This window comes from Paracoccus sp. SCN 68-21 (assembly GCF_001724535.1).
Taxonomy (GTDB): domain Bacteria; phylum Pseudomonadota; class Alphaproteobacteria; order Rhodobacterales; family Rhodobacteraceae; genus Paracoccus; species Paracoccus hibiscisoli.
Window position 1 is genome coordinate 82,630 of the sequence record NZ_MEES01000018.1, and the last position, 17,718, is coordinate 100,347.

The 17,718-nt window shown below is 69.2% G+C and carries 17 protein-coding genes and 2 pseudogenes; 3 read left to right on the forward strand and 16 right to left on the reverse strand.

The genetic code is table 11. The features are described 5' to 3' along the window. The first annotated feature begins 54 nt into the window (after positions 1-54). Entirely contained in the window at positions 55-240 is a 186-nt protein-coding gene (locus ABS73_RS07970; RefSeq protein ID WP_136855400.1) for a DUF1289 domain-containing protein, read from the forward strand. Here ABS73_RS07970 and ABS73_RS07975 read toward each other — a convergent pair. After that, positions 204-1,154: a DnaJ C-terminal domain-containing protein gene (locus tag ABS73_RS07975; RefSeq protein WP_277019668.1), complete on the reverse strand. Its 951-nt coding sequence runs from the start codon at positions 1,152-1,154 to the stop codon at positions 204-206. The two genes, ABS73_RS07970 and ABS73_RS07975, sit on opposite strands and share 37 nt — an antisense overlap. Before the next feature lie 57 nt (positions 1,155-1,211). Beyond that, on the reverse strand, positions 1,212-2,270 hold the full coding sequence (locus ABS73_RS07980; protein WP_277019670.1) for an aldo/keto reductase: 1,059 nt from the start codon (positions 2,268-2,270) through the stop codon (positions 1,212-1,214). Positions 2,271-2,579: 309 nt separating this feature from the next. Between ABS73_RS07980 and ABS73_RS07985 the strand changes: the two genes are divergently transcribed. Further along, positions 2,580-3,251 (forward strand): helix-turn-helix transcriptional regulator, encoded by a 672-nt coding sequence (locus tag ABS73_RS07985; protein WP_277019671.1) that lies wholly within the window; start codon positions 2,580-2,582, stop codon positions 3,249-3,251. Here ABS73_RS07985 and ABS73_RS07990 read toward each other — a convergent pair. The 9 genes from ABS73_RS07990 to ABS73_RS08030 form a co-directional block, all read right to left on the reverse strand. Continuing rightward, positions 3,248-4,744 carry a phospholipase D-like domain-containing protein gene (locus tag ABS73_RS07990; protein ID WP_277019673.1) on the reverse strand — a complete coding sequence of 499 codons (1,497 nt, stop codon included), beginning with the start codon at positions 4,742-4,744 and terminating at the stop codon, positions 3,248-3,250. The genes ABS73_RS07985 and ABS73_RS07990 overlap by 4 nt on opposite strands. A 141-nt stretch (positions 4,745-4,885) precedes the next feature. Beyond that, positions 4,886-6,283, reverse strand: a complete 1,398-nt coding sequence (locus tag ABS73_RS07995; RefSeq protein ID WP_277019675.1) for a GntP family permease — start codon at positions 6,281-6,283, stop codon at positions 4,886-4,888. 50 nt (positions 6,284-6,333) lie between these two features. Then, on the reverse strand, positions 6,334-7,263 hold the full coding sequence (gene denD, locus ABS73_RS08000) for a D-erythronate dehydrogenase (protein ID WP_277019677.1): 930 nt from the start codon (positions 7,261-7,263) through the stop codon (positions 6,334-6,336). After that, positions 7,260-8,042, reverse strand: a complete 783-nt coding sequence (locus tag ABS73_RS08005) for a DeoR/GlpR family DNA-binding transcription regulator (RefSeq protein WP_277019679.1) — start codon at positions 8,040-8,042, stop codon at positions 7,260-7,262. Before ABS73_RS08005 ends, denD begins: the two co-directional genes overlap by 4 nt. Continuing rightward, on the reverse strand, positions 8,039-8,827 hold the full coding sequence (gene otnI, locus ABS73_RS08010) for a 2-oxo-tetronate isomerase (RefSeq protein ID WP_277019681.1): 789 nt from the start codon (positions 8,825-8,827) through the stop codon (positions 8,039-8,041). The genes ABS73_RS08005 and otnI overlap by 4 nt, the downstream gene beginning before the upstream one ends. Before the next feature lies 1 nt (position 8,828). Beyond that, entirely contained in the window at positions 8,829-9,455 is a 627-nt protein-coding gene (gene otnC, locus ABS73_RS08015) for a 3-oxo-tetronate 4-phosphate decarboxylase (protein WP_277019683.1), read from the reverse strand. Next, positions 9,452-10,699 (reverse strand): 3-oxo-tetronate kinase, encoded by a 1,248-nt coding sequence (gene otnK / locus ABS73_RS08020; RefSeq protein WP_277019685.1) that lies wholly within the window; start codon positions 10,697-10,699, stop codon positions 9,452-9,454. The genes otnC and otnK overlap by 4 nt, the downstream gene beginning before the upstream one ends. Then, the gene (gene ltnD, locus ABS73_RS08025) at positions 10,696-11,604 is read right to left on the reverse strand and encodes an L-threonate dehydrogenase (protein WP_277019687.1); all 909 of its coding nucleotides are present in this window, start codon (positions 11,602-11,604) and stop codon (positions 10,696-10,698) included. The genes otnK and ltnD overlap by 4 nt, the downstream gene beginning before the upstream one ends. A 99-nt stretch (positions 11,605-11,703) precedes the next feature. Beyond that, positions 11,704-12,138, reverse strand: coding sequence for an Lrp/AsnC family transcriptional regulator (locus tag ABS73_RS08030; RefSeq protein WP_277019688.1), 435 nt, complete (start codon positions 12,136-12,138; stop codon positions 11,704-11,706). Between the two features lie 132 nt (positions 12,139-12,270). Between ABS73_RS08030 and ocd the strand changes: the two are divergent. Then, positions 12,271-13,196: pseudogene (gene ocd / locus ABS73_RS08035) on the forward strand (ornithine cyclodeaminase). Between the two features lie 211 nt (positions 13,197-13,407). Here ocd and ABS73_RS08040 read toward each other — a convergent pair. The 5 genes and pseudogenes from ABS73_RS08040 to ABS73_RS08060 all read right to left on the reverse strand — a co-directional run. Then, positions 13,408-14,202 carry an SDR family oxidoreductase gene (locus tag ABS73_RS08040; RefSeq protein WP_277019690.1) on the reverse strand — a complete coding sequence of 265 codons (795 nt, stop codon included), beginning with the start codon at positions 14,200-14,202 and terminating at the stop codon, positions 13,408-13,410. A gap of 154 nt (positions 14,203-14,356) precedes the next feature. After that, entirely contained in the window at positions 14,357-15,199 is an 843-nt protein-coding gene (locus tag ABS73_RS08045) for a DMT family transporter (protein WP_277019702.1), read from the reverse strand. 130 nt (positions 15,200-15,329) lie between these two features. After that, positions 15,330-16,469 carry an ABC transporter permease gene (locus ABS73_RS08050; protein ID WP_277019692.1) on the reverse strand — a complete coding sequence of 380 codons (1,140 nt, stop codon included), beginning with the start codon at positions 16,467-16,469 and terminating at the stop codon, positions 15,330-15,332. Continuing rightward, positions 16,466-17,617: an ABC transporter permease gene (locus ABS73_RS08055; protein WP_277019693.1), complete on the reverse strand. Its 1,152-nt coding sequence runs from the start codon at positions 17,615-17,617 to the stop codon at positions 16,466-16,468. The genes ABS73_RS08050 and ABS73_RS08055 overlap by 4 nt, the downstream gene beginning before the upstream one ends. A 9-nt stretch (positions 17,618-17,626) precedes the next feature. Next, positions 17,627-17,718: pseudogene (locus ABS73_RS08060) on the reverse strand (IS5/IS1182 family transposase); the annotation flags it as partial.

Genomic DNA, 17,718 nt, shown 5'->3' on the forward strand with positions numbered 1-17,718 from the left:
ATGCCCGACCCGTCCCCCGCACTCCTCGACAACCTCCCGGAAAGACCGACGCTCGTGACCCAAAGCCCCTGCATCAAGCTGTGCCGCATCGACCCCGACAGCAGGCTGTGCCTCGGCTGCCACCGCACCCTGGACGAGATCGCCGCCTGGGGCCGCATGACCCCCGCCGCCCGCGCCCGCGTCATGGCGGACCTGCCCGCCCGTCAGGAAACGTCGGACATGCCCCGCCTGGGGTCATAGGCGTTCTCGCAGCGCCATTCCTCGAAAAAGGCCGCCAGTGCCGGGTCCACGTGCGGCGGCATGGCAATGCGCAGCTCGACATGCTGATCGCCGCCGTTGATCCCCCGCCCCCGCAGCCGCAGCCGCTGACCCGAGGTGGCGCCACGCGGAATGGTCAGGTTCACCGGCCCGTCGATGGTCGGTGCCGCGACCTTGCCGCCCAGCACCGCCTCGTCCAGGCTGATCGGCAGCACGACATGGATGTCGTCGCCGTCGCGCCGGAACTGGGGATGCTCGCCCACGCGAACCTCCAGATAGGCGTCGCCGGCCTCGCCGCGCCCGATGCCCGGCTCTCCCTTGCCGCGCAGGCGGATGACCTGGCCCTCGCGCACGCCCTTGGGAATGGCCACCTCCAATGATCCGCCCTGGGGCATGGTGATGCGCGTGCGCCCCCCGCGCGCCGCCGTCAGGAAATCGACCTGCAGCACCAGCCGCAGATCCTGCCCCCGCATGTCCGCGCCGCGCCCGAAACCGCCGAAACCGCCAAATCCCCCGAACCCGCCGCGCGGCCCCCCCGTCTGGCCGCCTGGCTGGCGCTGGCCGAACAGGTCGGCGAACACGTCCGACAGGTCGGGGTCCCCGCCATGCCCCGGTCCCTGGCCGAAGGGGTTGCCCTGCGCGCCGGGGCGCCCGCTCCAGCGCGGGCCCTGGTCCTGGCCCTGATCGTTGATCTCGCCCGCGTCGAACCGGCGGCGCTGTTCGGGGTCCTTGAGCAGGTCATAGGCCGCCGAGGCCGCGGCAAAGCGTGCCGCAGCGGCCGGGTCCTGGTTCAGGTCCGGGTGATCGGTCTTGGCGATGCGCCGATAGGCCCGCTTGATCTCGTCCGCGCTGGCGCCGCGCGACACGCCCAGGGCCGCATAGGGATCGCCTGCCATTGCCATATCCTTGTCTTCGTCTGCCTGTCTCTCAAGATAGAGACCACGCGGTTCACATCAATAGGGCAGCGGATGGGCGCGGTGCAGACGCTCGATCCCGCGACGCAGCTCGTCGGGCAGGTCGCGGTCCAGGCCCGCGATCAGGTGGCGCAGCTGGTCGGTCGTCGTGGCGCCAATGATCGGCACCACCTTGAACGGCCGCGTCAGCTGCCAGGCGATGACCATGTGGATCACGTCCCAGCCATGCTCGGCCGCCAGCGCGCCATAGGCGGCCGCAGCCTTCAGCCCGCGCCCGGTCTTGCGCCCGCCCAGGTTGCCCTGCCCGCCGGTGGCCTTGTCCACCGCCGCGCGGCTGCCCTCGGGCAGCGCGCCCTCGGCGTATTTGCCGGTCAGCAGGCCCGCCGCCAGCGGCGAATAAGACAGCAGGGTGACATCCTCGTTCACCGCCGCCTCGGCCAGGTCGGTGTCGTACAGGCGGTACAGCGGCGAATACTCGTTCTGGATCGCGGCCATGCGCGGGGCGTCCATCGCATCGGCCACGTCGCACCAGCGCGTCAGCCCCCAGGCCGATTCGTTGGACAGGCCCACCGCGCGCAGCTTGCCCGCCGCCACGGCCTCCTTGAGCGCCTCCAGCACGTCGCGCATATGCGCCAGGGTCTGCGCCTTGTCTTGACCCGAGGGGTCAAAACCCCAGTTCTGCCGGAACCCATAGGAGCCGCGCACCGGCCAGTGCAACTGATACAGGTCGATACGGTCCGTCTGCAGCCGCCGCAGCGAGGCGTCGATGCAGGCGCGCACGGTCGCCCCGTCAAAGGGCGCGCCGTCGCGGACCATCTGGCTCGGCCCGGTGATCTTGGTGGCGATCTCGACGCGGTCGCGATTGCCGGTGCGGGCCAGCCAGCGGCCGATGATCTCCTCCGAGACGCCGATCGTCTCGCGGCGGACGGGATTGACCGGATACATCTCGGCGCAGTCCAGGAAGGTCATCCCGGCCTCCAGCGCCATGTCCATCTGCTGGTGGCCCCCGGCCTCGTCGGTCTGGTTGCCAAAGGTCATGGTGCCCAGGCAGATCCGGCTGACCTCGACCGCGCTGCCGCCCAATGTCACGCGTTCCATCCGTCGCCTCCTCGATGCTGTTCAGCCGCGCAGGCTAGCGATCCGCCCGCCGGGCGCAAGGCCGCGCATCGCGCTGAGCGCGCATGAAAAAAGGGACGCCCCGAAAGGCGTCCCCGAACGACTGAAAAGCGGGGCAAGTCGCCCTTTACCGGTAAAATAAGCGCAACCTGCGCCCGACAGGGGTTACCCCGCCCGCACCCCGCAACGAAATAGCCCCAGAAGGCTATGTTGCACAAAGGACACGGCCCTTGCCCGCGACCGGCTCATGGGCCTACATGCCTGCACATAAACGGTGACCGGGTCCGCATCATGTCCCCCTCTTCCCTCGAACAGATCGACGAGGCGCTGGCCGCGCTGGCGCCGCGCGGCTTTACGATCGGTCTGCACATCCGCTATTCGCGGCCCGTGCGGCGCATCTCGACCTATCCGTCGCGCTGGATCCAGGCCTATACCCGCGCCAATCTGGGGGTGGGCGACCCGATGGTCATCTGGTGCGTGCTGCACCAGGGCAGCATCCGCTGGAGCGATCTGGCCCGCATCATGCCCGACCCGCTGAACGTCATGGGCCAGGCCCGCGACCACGGCCTGACCCACGGGGTGGCGCTGTCCTGGGGTCCGCCGGAATCGCGGTCCTATATCGGGGCTGCCCGCGACGACCGCGACTTCACCGATGCCGAAATCGCCCGGATGAGCCAGCTGCTGCGCCGCGCGCATGACATCGCAGAACGCGGCGCATCGCTGCGCCCGATCCTGGTGGACGCGCTGGAGGCGATCGCCTGCGGCATGACCTATGATCAGGCCTGCGCGGCGCTTGGCATCTCGCGCACGGCGCTGCGCTATCGGTTGGGGCAGGCCCGCCGCGCCCTGGGGGTCGAGGATAACGGCCATGCCATCCGCAAGGCCATCGATGCGGGGCTGTTGAACGGGGTCAGCGTGTCCGGTCTCAGCAAGGGGCTGCCCACCGGGCCGGACGAGGGTTAGCCCGCCTTGCGCCGCCGCCAGGACAGCCGGCGCGGCCAGCGCCACCGGCGGATCAGACCCTTGCGCTTGCCCAGGGGCTCAAAGATCTTGTCGGGGCCCTCGGGGTCCAGAATCTCGTTGTCGGCCAGCCACGCCTCGAAATCGCTCAGCTCGGGGATCTCGTAGGGGATCAGGGTGCGGCCCTGTCCCTGCGGCCCGCGGCTGGCCTCGATCATGGCGATCAGGCTGCCGTGTTCGGCGATGGCCTGGGCGACCTCCTCGGGGCGCATGGCCAGATGCTCGGCCAGAAGGTCGTCGCGCAGGGCGGTGATGCTGGCGCGGGTGACGTCGGCGCCGGGGCGTTCGGCCGCCAGCATCACGTCGCATTCCGTGTCCAGCCGCATCGAGCGGTTGTTGAAGTTGGACGAGCCGACCCGAAGATAGGTGTCGTCCACAATCGTGACCTTGGCATGGACATAGATCTCGGCCCCCGCATCGGTCACCGGGTGATAGATACGCAGCCTGTCGCGATGATCCAGCTTGCGCAGCGCCTCGATCAGCTGCGCGCGGGCGGTGTCCATCGCCAGCGGCTCCAGCCAGCCCTGCGCGCTGACCGGGTTGATGATCACGATCTCGGGGGGGTCGTCCTCGATCAGCCGCTTGGCGATGGCCTGGGCGATGCGGCGGGATGCGAAATACTGGCTTTCGGCATAGATCACCCGCCGCGCGCGGGCGATCAGGTCCAGATACATCTGCTCGATCTCGAAGGCGGGATGCACGTCGGGGATCTCGGGGCGGGTCCGCGCGATGGCCAGCGCCACGTCGCGGAACGTCGGCACCAGCCCTTCGGGCCAGCAGCCCGAGGAATCGCTGATCGGGGCCAGCACCTCGCCCGAGGCGATGCGCCAGCGGTCGCGCGCCAGATCGCCCAGGGCCCGCGCGGCGGGTCCGTCAAAGGCGCTGGTCGCATCGTGCCATGGCTTCAACGGCTTGCCGCCCGCGCTGGTGCGGCGGGGATCGTCATCGATATGCTCGCGCGTGTCCCACCGGCCCTCGGTCATGTCGATGCCGCCGCAGAACGCCAGGCAATCGTCGATCACCACGATCTTCTGGTGGTGGCTGCTGGCAAAGGGATGCTTGCCGTCCAGGCGCAGCGTGATGCGCGGATGCATCTTCCAGCGCAGGATGGTCAGCAGGGTCGATCCGCGAAACAGCGCCTTGAGCGCGCCGGTATCCCACCGCAACAGCCGCACATGCAGCGTGGGGCTGCGGCGCGCCAGCCACATGACGAAATCGCCCAGGGCCGGGGGGCCGCCGTCCGAGGCGTCGCCCAGATGGATGCGGGCGTCGAAATCCCACCCGATCATCAGGATGCTGTGACGCGCCTGCAACATCGCCTGGCGCACGGCGCGGAAATAATCGTCGGCGTCGGCGATGACGGCAAAGCGCCCCGACTGTTCGACCCGCCAGCAATTCCACCCCGGACGGGCCAGCCGGTCACTCGAAGCATCCATCCTGTTTCGCCAACCCTCTGTTGCTGTGTCGCAATCGCGCGCGACAGCGGAACCCTGTCGCGCCATTTTGGTTCCGCGCGGCCGACATGGCAAGGGGCGGGCACGTCGCGCCCGCCCCTGCCCGCCGATATCAGGGTCGTGTCAGCCGAACAGCGCGTTGCAGATCAGCAGCATCGCCAGCGACGATCCCCAGGCCAGCGTGGTCGGCACCGACCACAGCAGCATCTGATGTTTCGCCTGCTTCACGCCCAGCATCCGGTTGATCACCCAGAAATAGCTGTCGTTGAAATAGCCGAAGACCATCGACCCGATCGCCGCCGCCTGTGCGGCAAAGACCATGTTCACGTCCGGCATGTTCATCAGGATCGGCGCCGAGATCGACGCGCCCGTGATCATCGCGACCGTGCCCGACCCCTGGATCAGCCGCACCAGCGAACTGATGACAAAGGGGATCAGCACCGCCGGAATAGCCAGGCCGGCCACCGCCTGGCCGATCACGTCGCCCGCGCCCGAATCGCGCAGGACCGAGCCCAGGGCGCCGCCTGCACCGGTCACCAGCAGGATGATGCCGGCGCTTTCCACGCCCTGCTCCATGTATCCCAGCACCTCGTCGCGCGGACGGCCGGGCAGCAGGGTATAGATCGCGACCAGCAGGCCCATCGCCACGGCGATGACTGGGTTGCCAAAGAACGACATCGCCTGCACCGGCAGGCTAGTCGCCAGGTCGGGGTTGTCGGATGCGCCCACCAGCGTGGTGGCAATGGTGTTCAAGAAGATCAGCACGATCGGCAGCAGCAGCGGCAGGATCGACAGACCCAGGGACGGCAGGACCTTCTGGCGGTCGTCCACGGCCTCCTCGAACTGGCGATAGGTGGCGGACAGGTCCTCTCCGGTATCGGTCTGGATCATCCGTTCGATGCGCGGGCCCATGGCGCGGGCGTAAAAGACGATGACCGCCATGCCGGGGATCGTGAAGACGATGCCCCACAGGATCATCAGGCCCAGATCGACGTCGAAGATGCCTGCGACGCCCAGGGGGCCCGGGGTCGGCGGCACCGCGTGGTGCGTCAGCATCAGACCGCCCGCCAGCGCGATGCCAAGCGTCAGGACCGACTTGCCCGACGACCGCGCCAGCGCCTTGACCAGCGGCGACAGGATCACGAAGGCGCTGTCGCAGAAGATCGGGATCGACACGATATAGCCCGTCAGGACCATCGCCCAATCCTCGCGCTTTTTCCCGACCCAGCGGATCAGCGAATAGGCCATCTGCTCGGCTGCGCCCGACACCTCCAGGATGCGGCCCATCATGACGCCGAAGCCGATGACCAGGCCGATGGTGGACAGCGTGCGGCCAAAGCCGGTGGTGATCGAGGTGATCACATCGGCGGGCATCATGCCGCCGATCAGGCCCGACACGGATGCGGCGATGATCAGCGCGATGATCGCGTGGACCTTGGTCTTCACGACCAGAAAGATCAGCAGGAAGATGGCAAAGCCAAGCCCTGCGATCAGCTGGAACTCCATTCCGGGTTCAGCCATGGGTTACTCCTCCACTGCGCCCAGCTTTGGGCGCCTCCAGTTGAAAACGCTCAGCGATCGGCCAGGAACTGGCGCAGGATCGCGTCGAAATCGGTATCCGCGCCAAAGCCCAGGGCACGCGCGCGGGTCACGTCGAACGCCCCGGGCCAGCTGCAGACGATGGCCTCGACGCGGGCATCGCGGGTCAGGGCCACGCGGTCGCGGGCCTCGGCGCCCACCAGCCGCTCCAGGCTGTCCAGCATTTCGGCCGGGGTCGCGGTGATGCCCGGCATGTCCATGACGCGGTTCAACCCCAGGTCGGCGGCCGGAATGCGGCCCGCGCGGACCAGGTTGTCTACCGCCACGCCGGGGGAGCTGATCCACAGCCGCGTGTCCAGCGGCACCGGGCATTCCGACGCCTGCCCCGCCACCGGTTCGCGGATGATGCCGGACACAAAGCTGGAGGCCGCGGAATTGGGCGCGCCGGGGCGCACGCAGATCGTGGGCAGGCGCACGGTCAGCCCGTCGACAAAGCCCTTGCGGCTGTATTCGCTGACCAGCAGCTCGCCGATGGCCTTGCCGCAGCCGTATGACGATTGCGGCATCAGCGCCATGGTCGGCGGCACGATCTGCGGCATCTCTCCGCCGAACACCGCAAGCGAGCTGGTGAAGACGAAGCGCGGCGCGCGGTCCAGCCTGCGGCAGGCCTCCAGCAGCAGGCGGGTGGCATCGACGTTGATGTGCAGCCCGGTGTCGAAATCCTGTTCCGACTGGCCCGACAGCACGGCGGCCAGGTGATAGACCGTGTCGGCCCCGCCCGACAGCGCGCGGGCCACGGCGTCCGCGTCGTCGATGGAGCCCACCAGGCTCTCTACCCGCGCGTCATCGACCGGGCAGGCCACCCGGTCCAGCGACAGGATGCGCTCTGCGCCGTCCTTCAGCAGGGCGGCGATCAGGCGCGCGCCCAGAAAACCGGCGCCGCCGGTCACCACGATGGTCATGCTCTCTCTCCCTTCAGGTCGGGGGCCAGGATCACCTGGACGCCCATGTCGCGCAGGGCGTCCGCCGCCTCTGCGTCGATGCCCGCATCGGTCACGACCGTGTCAAAGACCGAGACGGGCAGGATGTTCATCGCCGCCACCGCGCCGTATTTTGTCGAATCCGACACCAGCACGGCGCGCCGCGCGCGATCGACCGCGACGCGTTTGACCGGGCCCTTGGCCTCGGAGGGCGAACTCAGCCCCGCCACCGTCCAGGACGAGGTCGAGATGAAGGCGATGTCATAGTTGAACCGCGCCAGCGCCTCGGAGGCGGCGCCCCCCACGCAGGACTGGTTCGCGCGTTCGACAAGACCGCCGCTGTGATACAGCGTGCAGTCCGAATGCGTGGACAGCCAGGCGCAGATGACGAAATCGTTCGTCACCACCGTCAGCCCCCGCCGCCCGGCGATCTGGCGCGCCAGCTCCAGCAGCGTCGTGCCCGCGTCCAGATAGATCACCATGCCGTCGCGGACCAGATCGGCCGCGGCCTGCCCCACGGCACGCTTGGCGTCGGTGTTGATCGCGGCCTTCTGCAGATGCGGCAGCTCCTGCGCCAAGCGGCGCGACAGGCGCACCCCGCCGGTGACCGACGTGACGCGGCCCGCATCCTCCAGCGCCTGGATGTCGCGGCGCACGGTCATGTGCGACACGCCCAGACGGTCCACCAGATCGGCGATGCTGACGATGTCGCGTTCGGCCAGGCAGGACAGAATAAACTGCTGGCGTTCGGCGGGGATCATGCGGGCGTGCGCAGATAGGGCGCGGCCCAGCCCAGACCGTCCTCGGTCCGGCCGCGCGGGTTGTATTCGCAGCCCAAGGGCCCGTCGAACCCGGTCCGGTCAAAGGCCGCGAAGATCTCCGCGTAATTCAGCTCGCCCGTGTCGGGTTCGTGGCGGTCGGGGACGCCCGCGATCTGGACATGGCCATAGGCGCCCTTCAGCCGCTCGATCCGGCGGATGATGTCGCCGTCCATGATCTGCGTGTGATAGACGTCGAACTGCAGCAGCACGTTGCGGCGGTCCAGCCCCTGGATCAGGGCCAGCGTCGGGTCCTGATGCGCGATGAAATAGCCCGGCACGTCGCGGCTGTTCAGCGGCTCGATGCTGATGAACAGGCCGGCGCTTGCGGCCATGTCGGCGGCCTCGCGCAGGTTCTCGGTCCAGACCGCCTCGCAGGCGGCGCGGTCTGGCTCACCGGCGGTGATGCCCGACATCACGTGGATGCGCGGACAGCCCAGGCCCGTGGCATAGGTGATCGCCTGCTCCACGCTGGCCCGGAACTCGGCGCGCTTGGACGGACGCGCGGCAAAGCCCCGCTCTCCCGCCGTCCAATCGCCCGCGGGCGCGTTGATCAGCGACAAGCGCAACCCGTTGCGGTCCAGCCGGGTCTTCACCACGTCGATGGGATGGTCATAGGGGAACAGGAACTCGACCGTGTCAAAGCCCGCAGCGCCCGCCCGGTCGAACCGGTCCAGAAACGGCGCGTCGGTGAACAGCATCGAAAGGTTCGCGGCAATGCGGGTCATGTCAGTATCCTCCGCCCAGTTCGGCGATCTCGGCCTCGGTCAGGTAATGCAGCTTTTCGCCGCGCAGGATGAACTGCAGCTTGGCGGTCTCCTCCAGCTCCTCGGCGTTGTTCACGGCATCGTCGATGTCGCGGCCCAGCACCACGACCCCGTGCGAGGCCAGCAGGAAGGCCTGCGCGCTGCTGCCCTTGGCGGCGGCAGCCAGGTCCAGCCCGATCTGCGGCGATCCGGGACGGGAATAGGGGATCACCGGCATGTGCCCGATGCGCATGACATAATAGGGAGTAAAGGGCCGGATCGCATTGTCGCGGGGCAACCCCTCCAGACAGGACAGCGCCGTCAGATAGGTCGAATGCAGATGCACGATCGCCCCCGCCTGCGGCCGCACATCGTACAGCGCGCGGTGAAAGGCAAATTCCTTGGACGGCTTCGGGCCGGGCAGTGGTTCGCCATCCGCGCCGATCACCGACAGCGCATCGGCCGACAGGCGGCCCAGACTGCTGCCCGTGGGGGTGACGATAAAGCCGCCATCGGGATTGCGAACCGACACGTTGCCCGCCCCGCCCACGGAATAGCCACGCTCGAACAGACTGCGGCACAGCAGGACCATGCGGTCGGCGGCGCTCATGTGGGCACCTGCTGGGCATCGGTGAAAAAGGTCTCGGCCCCGAAGTTGCCGGATTTCAGCGCCAGCGACAGTGGCTTGTCCACCGCGCGGACCCAGGGCACGCCGGGCGCGATCTGCGGCCCGATGGCGAAACCGGTGACCTGCAGCGCCTGCGTGACCGAGCCCGAGGTCTCTCCCCCCGCGACGATGAAGCGGGTGATGCCGCCCTGCACCAGCCGGGCGGCGGCGGCGGCAAAGGTCCGCTCGAGGGCGTCGGATGCGGCGGCGCCGTGGGTGCCTTGGATCTCGCGCAGGCGCGCCGGATCGGCGGTCGCGGTGATCATCGGTGCGCGGCCCTGCGGCTGCGCCAGCACCCATTCGGCCAGCTCGGCGCCATAGGCGTCCGCATCGGCCAGGCAGCGGTCGACCGCCACGTCCAGCGTGGGGGCGAGTTCGCGATAGGCCGCGACCTGCCGGTTGGTCATCACCGAGCACGAGCCCGAGATCACCACCCCCGGCCCCGCCAGCGGCGCGCCCGCATCCTGCGCCTGCGCATCGGCCCCGCCCGACGCCGCGCGCGCGATGCCATAGCCCAGACCCGACCCGCCGGTGACCAGCGCCATGTCCGCCACGGCCTGCCCGAGGGTCGCCAGATGCACGTCGCTGATCGCGTCCAGCACGACATAGCGCACACCATCCGCCCGCAGTGCCGCGATACGGTCACGCACGGCCTGCGGCCCCTGATCGACCGTTGCCGCATCGACCAGCCCGCAGCGGCCCTGCGCCTGCCCCTCCATCAGCCGGATCAGGCTGCTGTCGCGCATCGGCGTAATCGGGTGATCGCGCATCCCTGAATCCTGCAGCAGGTCCTGTCCCACGAACAGATGGCCCAGATAGACCGACCGCCCGTTCACCGGCAGCGCCGGGCAGACCACCGTGATGTCGGTCCCCAGGGCCGCCATCAGCGCATCGGCCACCGGGCCGATATTGCCGTCAGCGGTCGAATCGAAGGTCGAGCAGTATTTCTGATAGATCTGCGCGCAGCCCCGCGCGCGCAGCCAGTCCAGCGCGGCCAGGCTGTCGACCACAGCTTCTGCCGCCGGGTTTGAGCGGCTTTTGAGAGAGATCACCACCGCATCGGCATCCACTTGCGCATCCGCACCCGGCACGCCGATCATCTGCGTGGTGGTCAGGCCGCCTGCGACCAGAAAGCCCGCGATGTCGGTCGCTCCGGTGAAATCATCCGCGATGACGCCGATCTTCATGCCTTGCCCTCCGGCAGGGTGATGCCTGCAAAGGTCTTGATGACCGCGCTGTCATCTTCGGCCCCGTGGCCCATGTTGGACGCCTGCTGGAACATCGTGAAAGCCGCCGATGCCAGCGGCAGGGGAAAGCCCATGGCGCGGCCGGTTTCCGTGACCAGCCCCAGATCCTTGACGAAGATGTCGACCGCAGAAGTGGGCGTGTAATCGCCGTCCACCACATGCTTCATCCGGTTCTCGAACATCCAGGAATTGCCGGCGGCGTTGGTGACCACGTCGTACATCGTGTCCAGCGGGATGCCCGCGCGGGCGGCCAAAGCCATCGCCTCGGCGCCGACGGCGATATGCACGCCCGCCAGCAGCTGGTGAATGACCTTGACCGTCGCGCCCTGCCCGATCTCGGAGCCGATGCGATAGGTCTTGGCGGCCACCGCCTCCAGCACCGGGGCCAGCGCGTCAAAGGCCGCGTCCGGCCCCGAGGCCATCACCGTCATCGCCCCCTGCGCGGCCTTGGCGGCCCCGCCCGACACCGGCGCGTCCAGCATCAGCACGCCGCGCGCCGCCAGATCGGCGCCCAGGGCGCGCGCGTCATCCGCCGATTGGGTGCAGCTGACCATGATCGCGCCGCCCGGTGCCACGCGATCCGCGACGCCCCCCTGACCCAGGATCACCTGCCGCGCCTGCGCTCCGTTCACGACCAGGACGATCACCGCGTCGAAAGCGTCGGTCAGGCCCGTGATCGCGTCGGCGACGCCCTCGGCGCCCTGCGCCGCAAAGGCGTCGCGACGGCCCGCATCCAGGTCGATGCCGCTGGTCGCCAGCCCGGCGCGCAGGCAGGACAGCGCCGCCCCCATGCCCATCGACCCCAGGCCGATCACGCAGACACGATAGCTGGAATTCACGGTCATGATGCCTCTCCCTCACGGTTTGTCACAATTAGTCACAAACCGCCCGGGCAGGCAACAATTCTTATCGTTTCATCCCGTTTTTTAACATTGTAAAGGGTTCTACCCCCGCGACCGCGCGCGGCGGGACGACAGCAGCAGGTTCGTCTCGGATGTCATGACCCCCTCCAGATTGCGGATGCGGCGCAGAACGTCGTCCAGCTCGGGCAGCGACAGGGCCGATATCTCGACGATCAGGTCCCACCGGCCATTCGTGGCATGGACCGCCGTCACCTCAGGCATGCCGGACAGGCGCGCCATGATCCGGTCGCCGCCGCGCCCCTCGATCCCGATCAGCATCAGCCCGCGCACCGGCGCATCCGCCACATCGCCGCGGGTGATGGCGGTAAAGCCCAGAATCTCGTTCGCTTGCTGCAGGCGGGCCAGGCGCAGGCGCACGGTCGCGCGGCTGACGCCCAACCGCTCGGCCAGGGCCTGAACGGGGGCGCGCCCGTCGCGGCGCAGCTCGGCGATCAGCCTCTGGTCCAGTTCGTCCATTTCGGAATCCCTTCTGTCCGTTTCGGTCAGCAGGGTCACCGCACTGCCGGATTGTCCAGTTGAAACCGGCCCGTTTCGCACAGCATCCTGCCCCAAAGGCCGCAATGCCCCTTTCCCGCAGGAGCCCAAACCATGACCCCGCCCTCCCGCCACGCGATGGTGCCCTTTGTCAGCGTCGATCACATGATGCGCCTGGTCCGCCACATCGGGATCGAGCCGCTGATGGTCGAGCTGGCAGACGCGATCCGGGCAACATGCGCCGCGGCCTGCAGACGGTCACGGCCTTTGGCGTGCTGGCGGATGTGGCGACGGGCTACGCGGTGCTGCTGTCGGAAATGACCATCCTGACCGCGCTGCGCACCGCCGCGACCAGCGCCATGGCCGCGAAATGGTTGGCCCCCCGCGACGCCCGCGTCATGGCGATGATCGGCAACGGCGCGCAGGCCGAGTTCCAGGCCCTGGCCATGAAGGCCGTCTGCGGCATCACCGAGGTGCGGCTGTATGACATCGACCCCGCCGCCACGGCCAAATGCGCGGCGAACCTGGCCGGGCGCGGCCTGCGCGTGACCCCCTGCACCAGCGCCGAGGAGGCGATCTTGGGCGCGCAGATCATCACGACCTGCACCGCGGACAAGCAATATGCCACGATCCTGACCGACAACATGGTCGGCGGCGGGGTCCATCTGAACGCGGTCGGCGGCGACTGTCCCGGCAAGACCGAGCTGGCCCCCGCGATCCTGCATCGCGCCGGGATCTTTGTCGAATATCCGCCCCAGACCCGCATCGAGGGAGAGATCCAGCAGCTGGACCCCGACCATCCCGTGACCGAGCTGTGGCAGGTGATCGCGGGCCAGGCGCCGGGTCGCACGGACGCGGCGCAGGTCACGTTGTTTGACAGCGTGGGCTTTGCCATCGAGGATTTCAGCGCCCTGCGCCACATCCACCACCGCCTGCAGGGCACCGGCCTGTCGCTGGAACTGGACATGATCGCCGATCCCGACGACCCGCGCGACCTGTTCGGCATGATCTGCCGCGCCGAGGCCGACCGGCCCGCGTGACCCGCTGAAGCCCCCGGCGATCAGGCGGCCGAAGGCCCATGCCGGGTGTGCCCGGGCACCATCCCTGATCCGCCGCGCCTCCGGTGGATATGCAGGGCGGCGGGGTCACGCCAGCCGCAGACCCCATGTCGGCGCGGATCGCATCCAGCGCGGTGGGGGAGGTCGGTTCCTGAAGGCCGGCAGGGCGCAGATCTGCCACCGCGGGCTGCGCCTAGCTGCCCGGCGCGGCGGCAGATCCGGCCAGGATGCCGCCGTCGATGGTCAGCTCTGCGCCGGTCATGTAGGCGGCCTCGTCCGAGGCCAGCAGGACGGCCAGCGCCGCGACCTCCTCGGGCCTGCCAAAGCGGCGCATCGGCGTGTCCGCGACCATGGCCGCCTCGCGGTCGGCGCGGTCGGGGCCTTGGCCCAGCATCGGCTCCCACATGGGCGTCATCACCGCAGCGGGGTGGATGGAGTTGCAGCGGATGTTCAGGCCCTGCGCCGCGCAATACAGCGCCACCGTCTTGGTGTGATTGCGGATGGCCGCCTTGGACGAGGCATAGGCCGCGGCCATCGGAATGCCGACCAGACCCGAGCGGGACGAGATGTTGATGATCGACCCCGCGCCCCGACCCCGCATCGCGCGGATCGCATAGCGGCAGCCCAGGAACGTCCCGTCCAGGTTCACCCGGTGCACGGCGTGCCAATCGACCAGCGTGGCATGTTCCGGGTCATGGGCCGGCGGGGTTGCGTCGGACGGCCCTTCGAAGCCGGTGATGCCGGCGTTGTTGACGACCACGTCCACCCCGGGAAACCGGTCCGCGATGTCCGACCAATCGGCCTCGGAGGCGACATCCAGGCGGGCAAAGGTGCCGCCGATTTCGGCGGCGATCGCCTGGCCAAGGGGCATGTCGATATCGGTGACGATGACATGGGCCGCCTCGGCGGCAAAGGCGCGTGCGATGGCCGCGCCGATGCCGCGCGCGGCCCCGGTCACGAGGGCGGTCTTTCCTGACAGTCTGGGCATGATGGTTCCCTGGATGCGGTTGCTGGGCAGGTCTGGGTTACCGGTCCGGTCTGTCCATCGTCACGCACTCCTCATCCAGGTCCCCAGCGTAGCCGCCCGCGCGCGGGCCGGTCAAGACCGGCAGGGGCGCGCGGCATCACCCGATGCCCACGGATCAGCCGACCGCCGCCCGCCTTTGGCCGCGCCACAGGATGAACAGGCCCGACAGCACGATCAGCCCGGACCCCGCCAGCATGCCAAGGGTCAGCGTCTCTCCGAACAGCACGATGCCCAGGGCTGCGCCGAACAGCAGCCGGGTATAGCGGAACGGCGTGACCGCCGAGACGGCCCCGGTGCGCATGGCCTTCATCAGGCAGGAATAGGCGCCCACCCCCACCAGGATGGTCCCGGCCAGCGCCAGGCCCGCCCGTGCATCGGGGATGCGAAAGGCCTCGCCCTGCCACAGCCAGACGATCAGCCCGGCGACCGCCAGCGCCAGAAAGCCGTAAAGGCCCAGGATCGCCGTGCTGAGGCTGCGCGGCGCGGCCCGGCTGGCCAGGTCGCGCCCGGCGAATCCCAGCATGCCCACGACGGCCAGCAGCGACAGGGCCGAGAACCCCTCGGTCCCGGGCCGCAGGATGATCAGCACGCCAGACAGCCCCAGCCCGATGGCGGTCCAGCGCCGCCAGCCCACCCGCTCTCCAAAGATCACGGCGGCTGCGGCCACGACGACCAGCGGCGTGGCCTGCAGGATCACCGTCGCGGTCGACAGCGGGATCAGCGCCAGGGCCAGCACATAGAACAGCCGCCCCGTGATCTCAAAGACGACCCGGACGCGCATGGCGGGCGAGACGACATCGCGGGTCATCAGCGCATCGCCCCGGCGCCAGGCGATCACCGCAAAGATCAGCGCGCCCCCCAGGCCAAAGACGATCAGGATCTGCCCGATGGGCAGCGCGGTCGTCACGGCCTTGACCAGCGCGTCCTCGACGGCAAAGGCCGCCATCGCGGCGATCATCCAGGCGGCGCCGACGATGTTGTGACGGTGGGCGGCTTCGGCGTTCACGGTGCGGGTCCTTCCGGGGCCGGGCTGTGCTGCTGCCCTGCCTAGGGCACGCCGCGCGGTTTCGCAAACCCCGCTCTGCCCGTCAGGTGGGCAGCCGGTGGCCTTGCCGCGCGGCGCGGCGCGTCTCAACCGCCAGCACGGTCAGGCCCAGCCCCGCGGCCAGTGCCCAGAGATGCCACAGGACCGGCGCGATCTGCGGCAGGGTCGCGCCCATCTGCGTCACCCGCACCAGCCCGTCGATCGCCGGGGTCGAGGGGATCAGCTGCGCCACCGCGTTCAGATGCGCAGGGATCGCCTCGACCGGCCAGGCAAAGCCCGACAGGAAGAAGAACGGCAACCCAAGCGCCAGCAGCACGACCTGCACAACCTCTCCGCGCCGGAACAGTGCCGCGACCAGCTGCGCCAGGAACCCGGCCGCCAGCAGGAAGGGCAGGCCCAGCATCATCAAGGCCCCCGGCCCGCCCAGGATCGGCAGGCCATAGAGCACCGGCAGCACGATCAGGTACATCGGCAGCAGCCCCGCCCAGATCGCCAGCCACGCCCCCGCCCGGCCCAGCAGCCGCCAGACCGGATGGCCAGGCAGCGGCCCCCGCCGGGTCGCGGCCAGCGCCAGGCCCATCATCATCGTCTGCTGCAGGATCAGCACGAAGGCCGCAGGCAGGACATAGGTCGCGTAGCCTGCGGCGGGGTTGAACAGCGGCACCTCGACCTGGGTGGCCGGGCTGACCTGGGCCATGGCCACGGCGCGGGGCGTGCCCTGGGCGATCAGGCGCCCGGCCTCGATCTCGGCGCCCATCTGGCGCAGGGGGACGGCGGCGCCCTGCATCACGCGCTGATACATCAGGAAATAGCTGGCATCGGCATAGAGCGCGACGGGGCTTTGATCGCCGCGCAGCAGGGCGCGTTCGAACCCGTCGGGGATCAGCATGACACCGTAAGCGCGCCGTTGGTGGACCAGCCGCGTGGCCTCGGCCATGTCGGGGGCGTGGTGGGTCAGGGCCACGGCCTCCGACGCGTCCACGCGCCGCGCCAGATCGGCCGAGGCGGTCGAGCCATCTTGATCGACCAGCACCACCGGCACATCGCGCAGCAGTTCGGCCCGATAGGGCAGCGGATAGATCACCGCATAGAGGACCAGTGCCAGCAGCACGATCATCCGCACCTGCTTGTCGCCTAGCACGGCGGCCAGTTCCGCGCGGAAGGCGGTGGAAAGCGCGGTCATGGCGCGACCTCCTGCCGGGCCAGGCGCGACAGCTGCGCGAGGATCAGCGCCGCCAGAACGCCCGCGATCACCGCCAGCCACAGGACCGACATGGCGGATATGTCCAGCGGAGTCGCGCGCAGCGACTGGTCGATGCGCAGCTGCACATACCAGGTGCCGGGAATGGCCGCGCCCCAGGCCTGGGCTAGGGTCGACATCGCCTCGCGCGGGAAACCCAGGCCCATGAAGCCGAACGCCGGCGCGGTGATCAGCGCGATCATGCTGGCCGCCCGGCCCATGTCGCGGGTCAGCACGAAGGCCAGCGCCCCGATCATCTGCGAGGCCAGCACGAACAGCACCGCCCCAAGCGCCATCAGCCAAAGCGACCCCCGCAGCGGCACCGCCAGCCAACCATACAGCGCCACATCCGACAGGCCCAGGATCAGCAGGAAGATGATCGTATAGGGCAGGATCTTGCCCAGCATCGCGGGCAGGATGCCGCCCGCCATGCGCATCAGCACGCGCGGATGCCGCCCCGGCCCGAAATCCAGCGACACCGCATAGGCGGTCGCGGCGGCGGCGATGATCTGCAGCACCGTGGGGATCAGCGCGGCCAGCAGGAAATGCACATAATCAAAGGCCGGGTTGAACAGCGCGTGGGCCTGCATCGGGATCGGCTGCAGGGCGACCATGGCCTGAAAGGGCGCCTCTCCCTGGCCCTGACGCACCGACAGGCGCAGGCCGGCCAGCGCGGTGTCGATGGCGTTGCGGGCGCCGCGGGCGACCAGCGATCCGGCGCTCATGTGCTGGTTGTCGTAGAAGGTCACGATCTCGGGGCGCGCGCCCCGGGTGATGTCGCGTTCCAGGTTCTGGGGCATCAGGACCGCGCCGCGCACCGCGCCGGACACGATCAGCGACCGCGCCTCGGACAGGTCCGAGGCGCGATGGGTCACGGTCAGTTCGGGCGCCGCATCCAGCATCCGCGTGACGGCCCGCGACAGGTCGGATCGGTCCAGGTCGATCACCGCCACCGCCATGCCCGTGGGAATGCCCGCGCGAAAGATGCCGCCCAGCACCAGCAGCATGATCAGCGGCAGCACGATCACCAGCCCCGCCAGCGCCGGGCGGCGCGGCAGCAGGCGGATCTCGCGCGCCATGACGGCCAGCATGGCCCTAGGTCATGTTGACAAATGGCGGACCCAAAGGCGTATCGACGTGATATCGATGAAGCCCAGGAAGCTCTCCGCAGTCTTGTCGTAACGGGTGGCAA

What these genes read in the sequence shown, in the direction of transcription:
- ABS73_RS07975 (WP_277019668.1), bottom strand. Translation starts at nt 1,154, where the DNA reads ATGGCAGGCGATCCCTATGCGGCCCTGGGCGTGTCGCGCGGCGCCAGC.
- ABS73_RS07980 (WP_277019670.1), bottom strand. Translation starts at nt 2,270, where the DNA reads ATGGAACGCGTGACATTGGGCGGCAGCGCGGTCGAGGTCAGCCGGATC.
- ABS73_RS07985 (WP_277019671.1), top strand. Translation starts at nt 2,580, where the DNA reads ATGTCCCCCTCTTCCCTCGAACAGATCGACGAGGCGCTGGCCGCGCTG.
- ABS73_RS07990 (WP_277019673.1), bottom strand. Translation starts at nt 4,744, where the DNA reads ATGGATGCTTCGAGTGACCGGCTGGCCCGTCCGGGGTGGAATTGCTGG.
- ABS73_RS07995 (WP_277019675.1), bottom strand. Translation starts at nt 6,283, where the DNA reads ATGGCTGAACCCGGAATGGAGTTCCAGCTGATCGCAGGGCTTGGCTTT.
- denD (WP_277019677.1), bottom strand. Translation starts at nt 7,263, where the DNA reads ATGACCATCGTGGTGACCGGCGGCGCCGGTTTTCTGGGCGCGCGCCTG.
- ABS73_RS08005 (WP_277019679.1), bottom strand. Translation starts at nt 8,042, where the DNA reads ATGATCCCCGCCGAACGCCAGCAGTTTATTCTGTCCTGCCTGGCCGAA.
- otnI (WP_277019681.1), bottom strand. Translation starts at nt 8,827, where the DNA reads ATGACCCGCATTGCCGCGAACCTTTCGATGCTGTTCACCGACGCGCCG.
- otnC (WP_277019683.1), bottom strand. Translation starts at nt 9,455, where the DNA reads ATGAGCGCCGCCGACCGCATGGTCCTGCTGTGCCGCAGTCTGTTCGAG.
- otnK (WP_277019685.1), bottom strand. Translation starts at nt 10,699, where the DNA reads ATGAAGATCGGCGTCATCGCGGATGATTTCACCGGAGCGACCGACATC.
- ltnD (WP_277019687.1), bottom strand. Translation starts at nt 11,604, where the DNA reads ATGACCGTGAATTCCAGCTATCGTGTCTGCGTGATCGGCCTGGGGTCG.
- ABS73_RS08030 (WP_277019688.1), bottom strand. Translation starts at nt 12,138, where the DNA reads ATGGACGAACTGGACCAGAGGCTGATCGCCGAGCTGCGCCGCGACGGG.
- ABS73_RS08040 (WP_277019690.1), bottom strand. Translation starts at nt 14,202, where the DNA reads ATGCCCAGACTGTCAGGAAAGACCGCCCTCGTGACCGGGGCCGCGCGC.
- ABS73_RS08045 (WP_277019702.1), bottom strand. Translation starts at nt 15,199, where the DNA reads ATGATCGCCGCGATGGCGGCCTTTGCCGTCGAGGACGCGCTGGTCAAG.
- ABS73_RS08050 (WP_277019692.1), bottom strand. Translation starts at nt 16,469, where the DNA reads ATGACCGCGCTTTCCACCGCCTTCCGCGCGGAACTGGCCGCCGTGCTA.
- ABS73_RS08055 (WP_277019693.1), bottom strand. Translation starts at nt 17,617, where the DNA reads ATGCTGGCCGTCATGGCGCGCGAGATCCGCCTGCTGCCGCGCCGCCCG.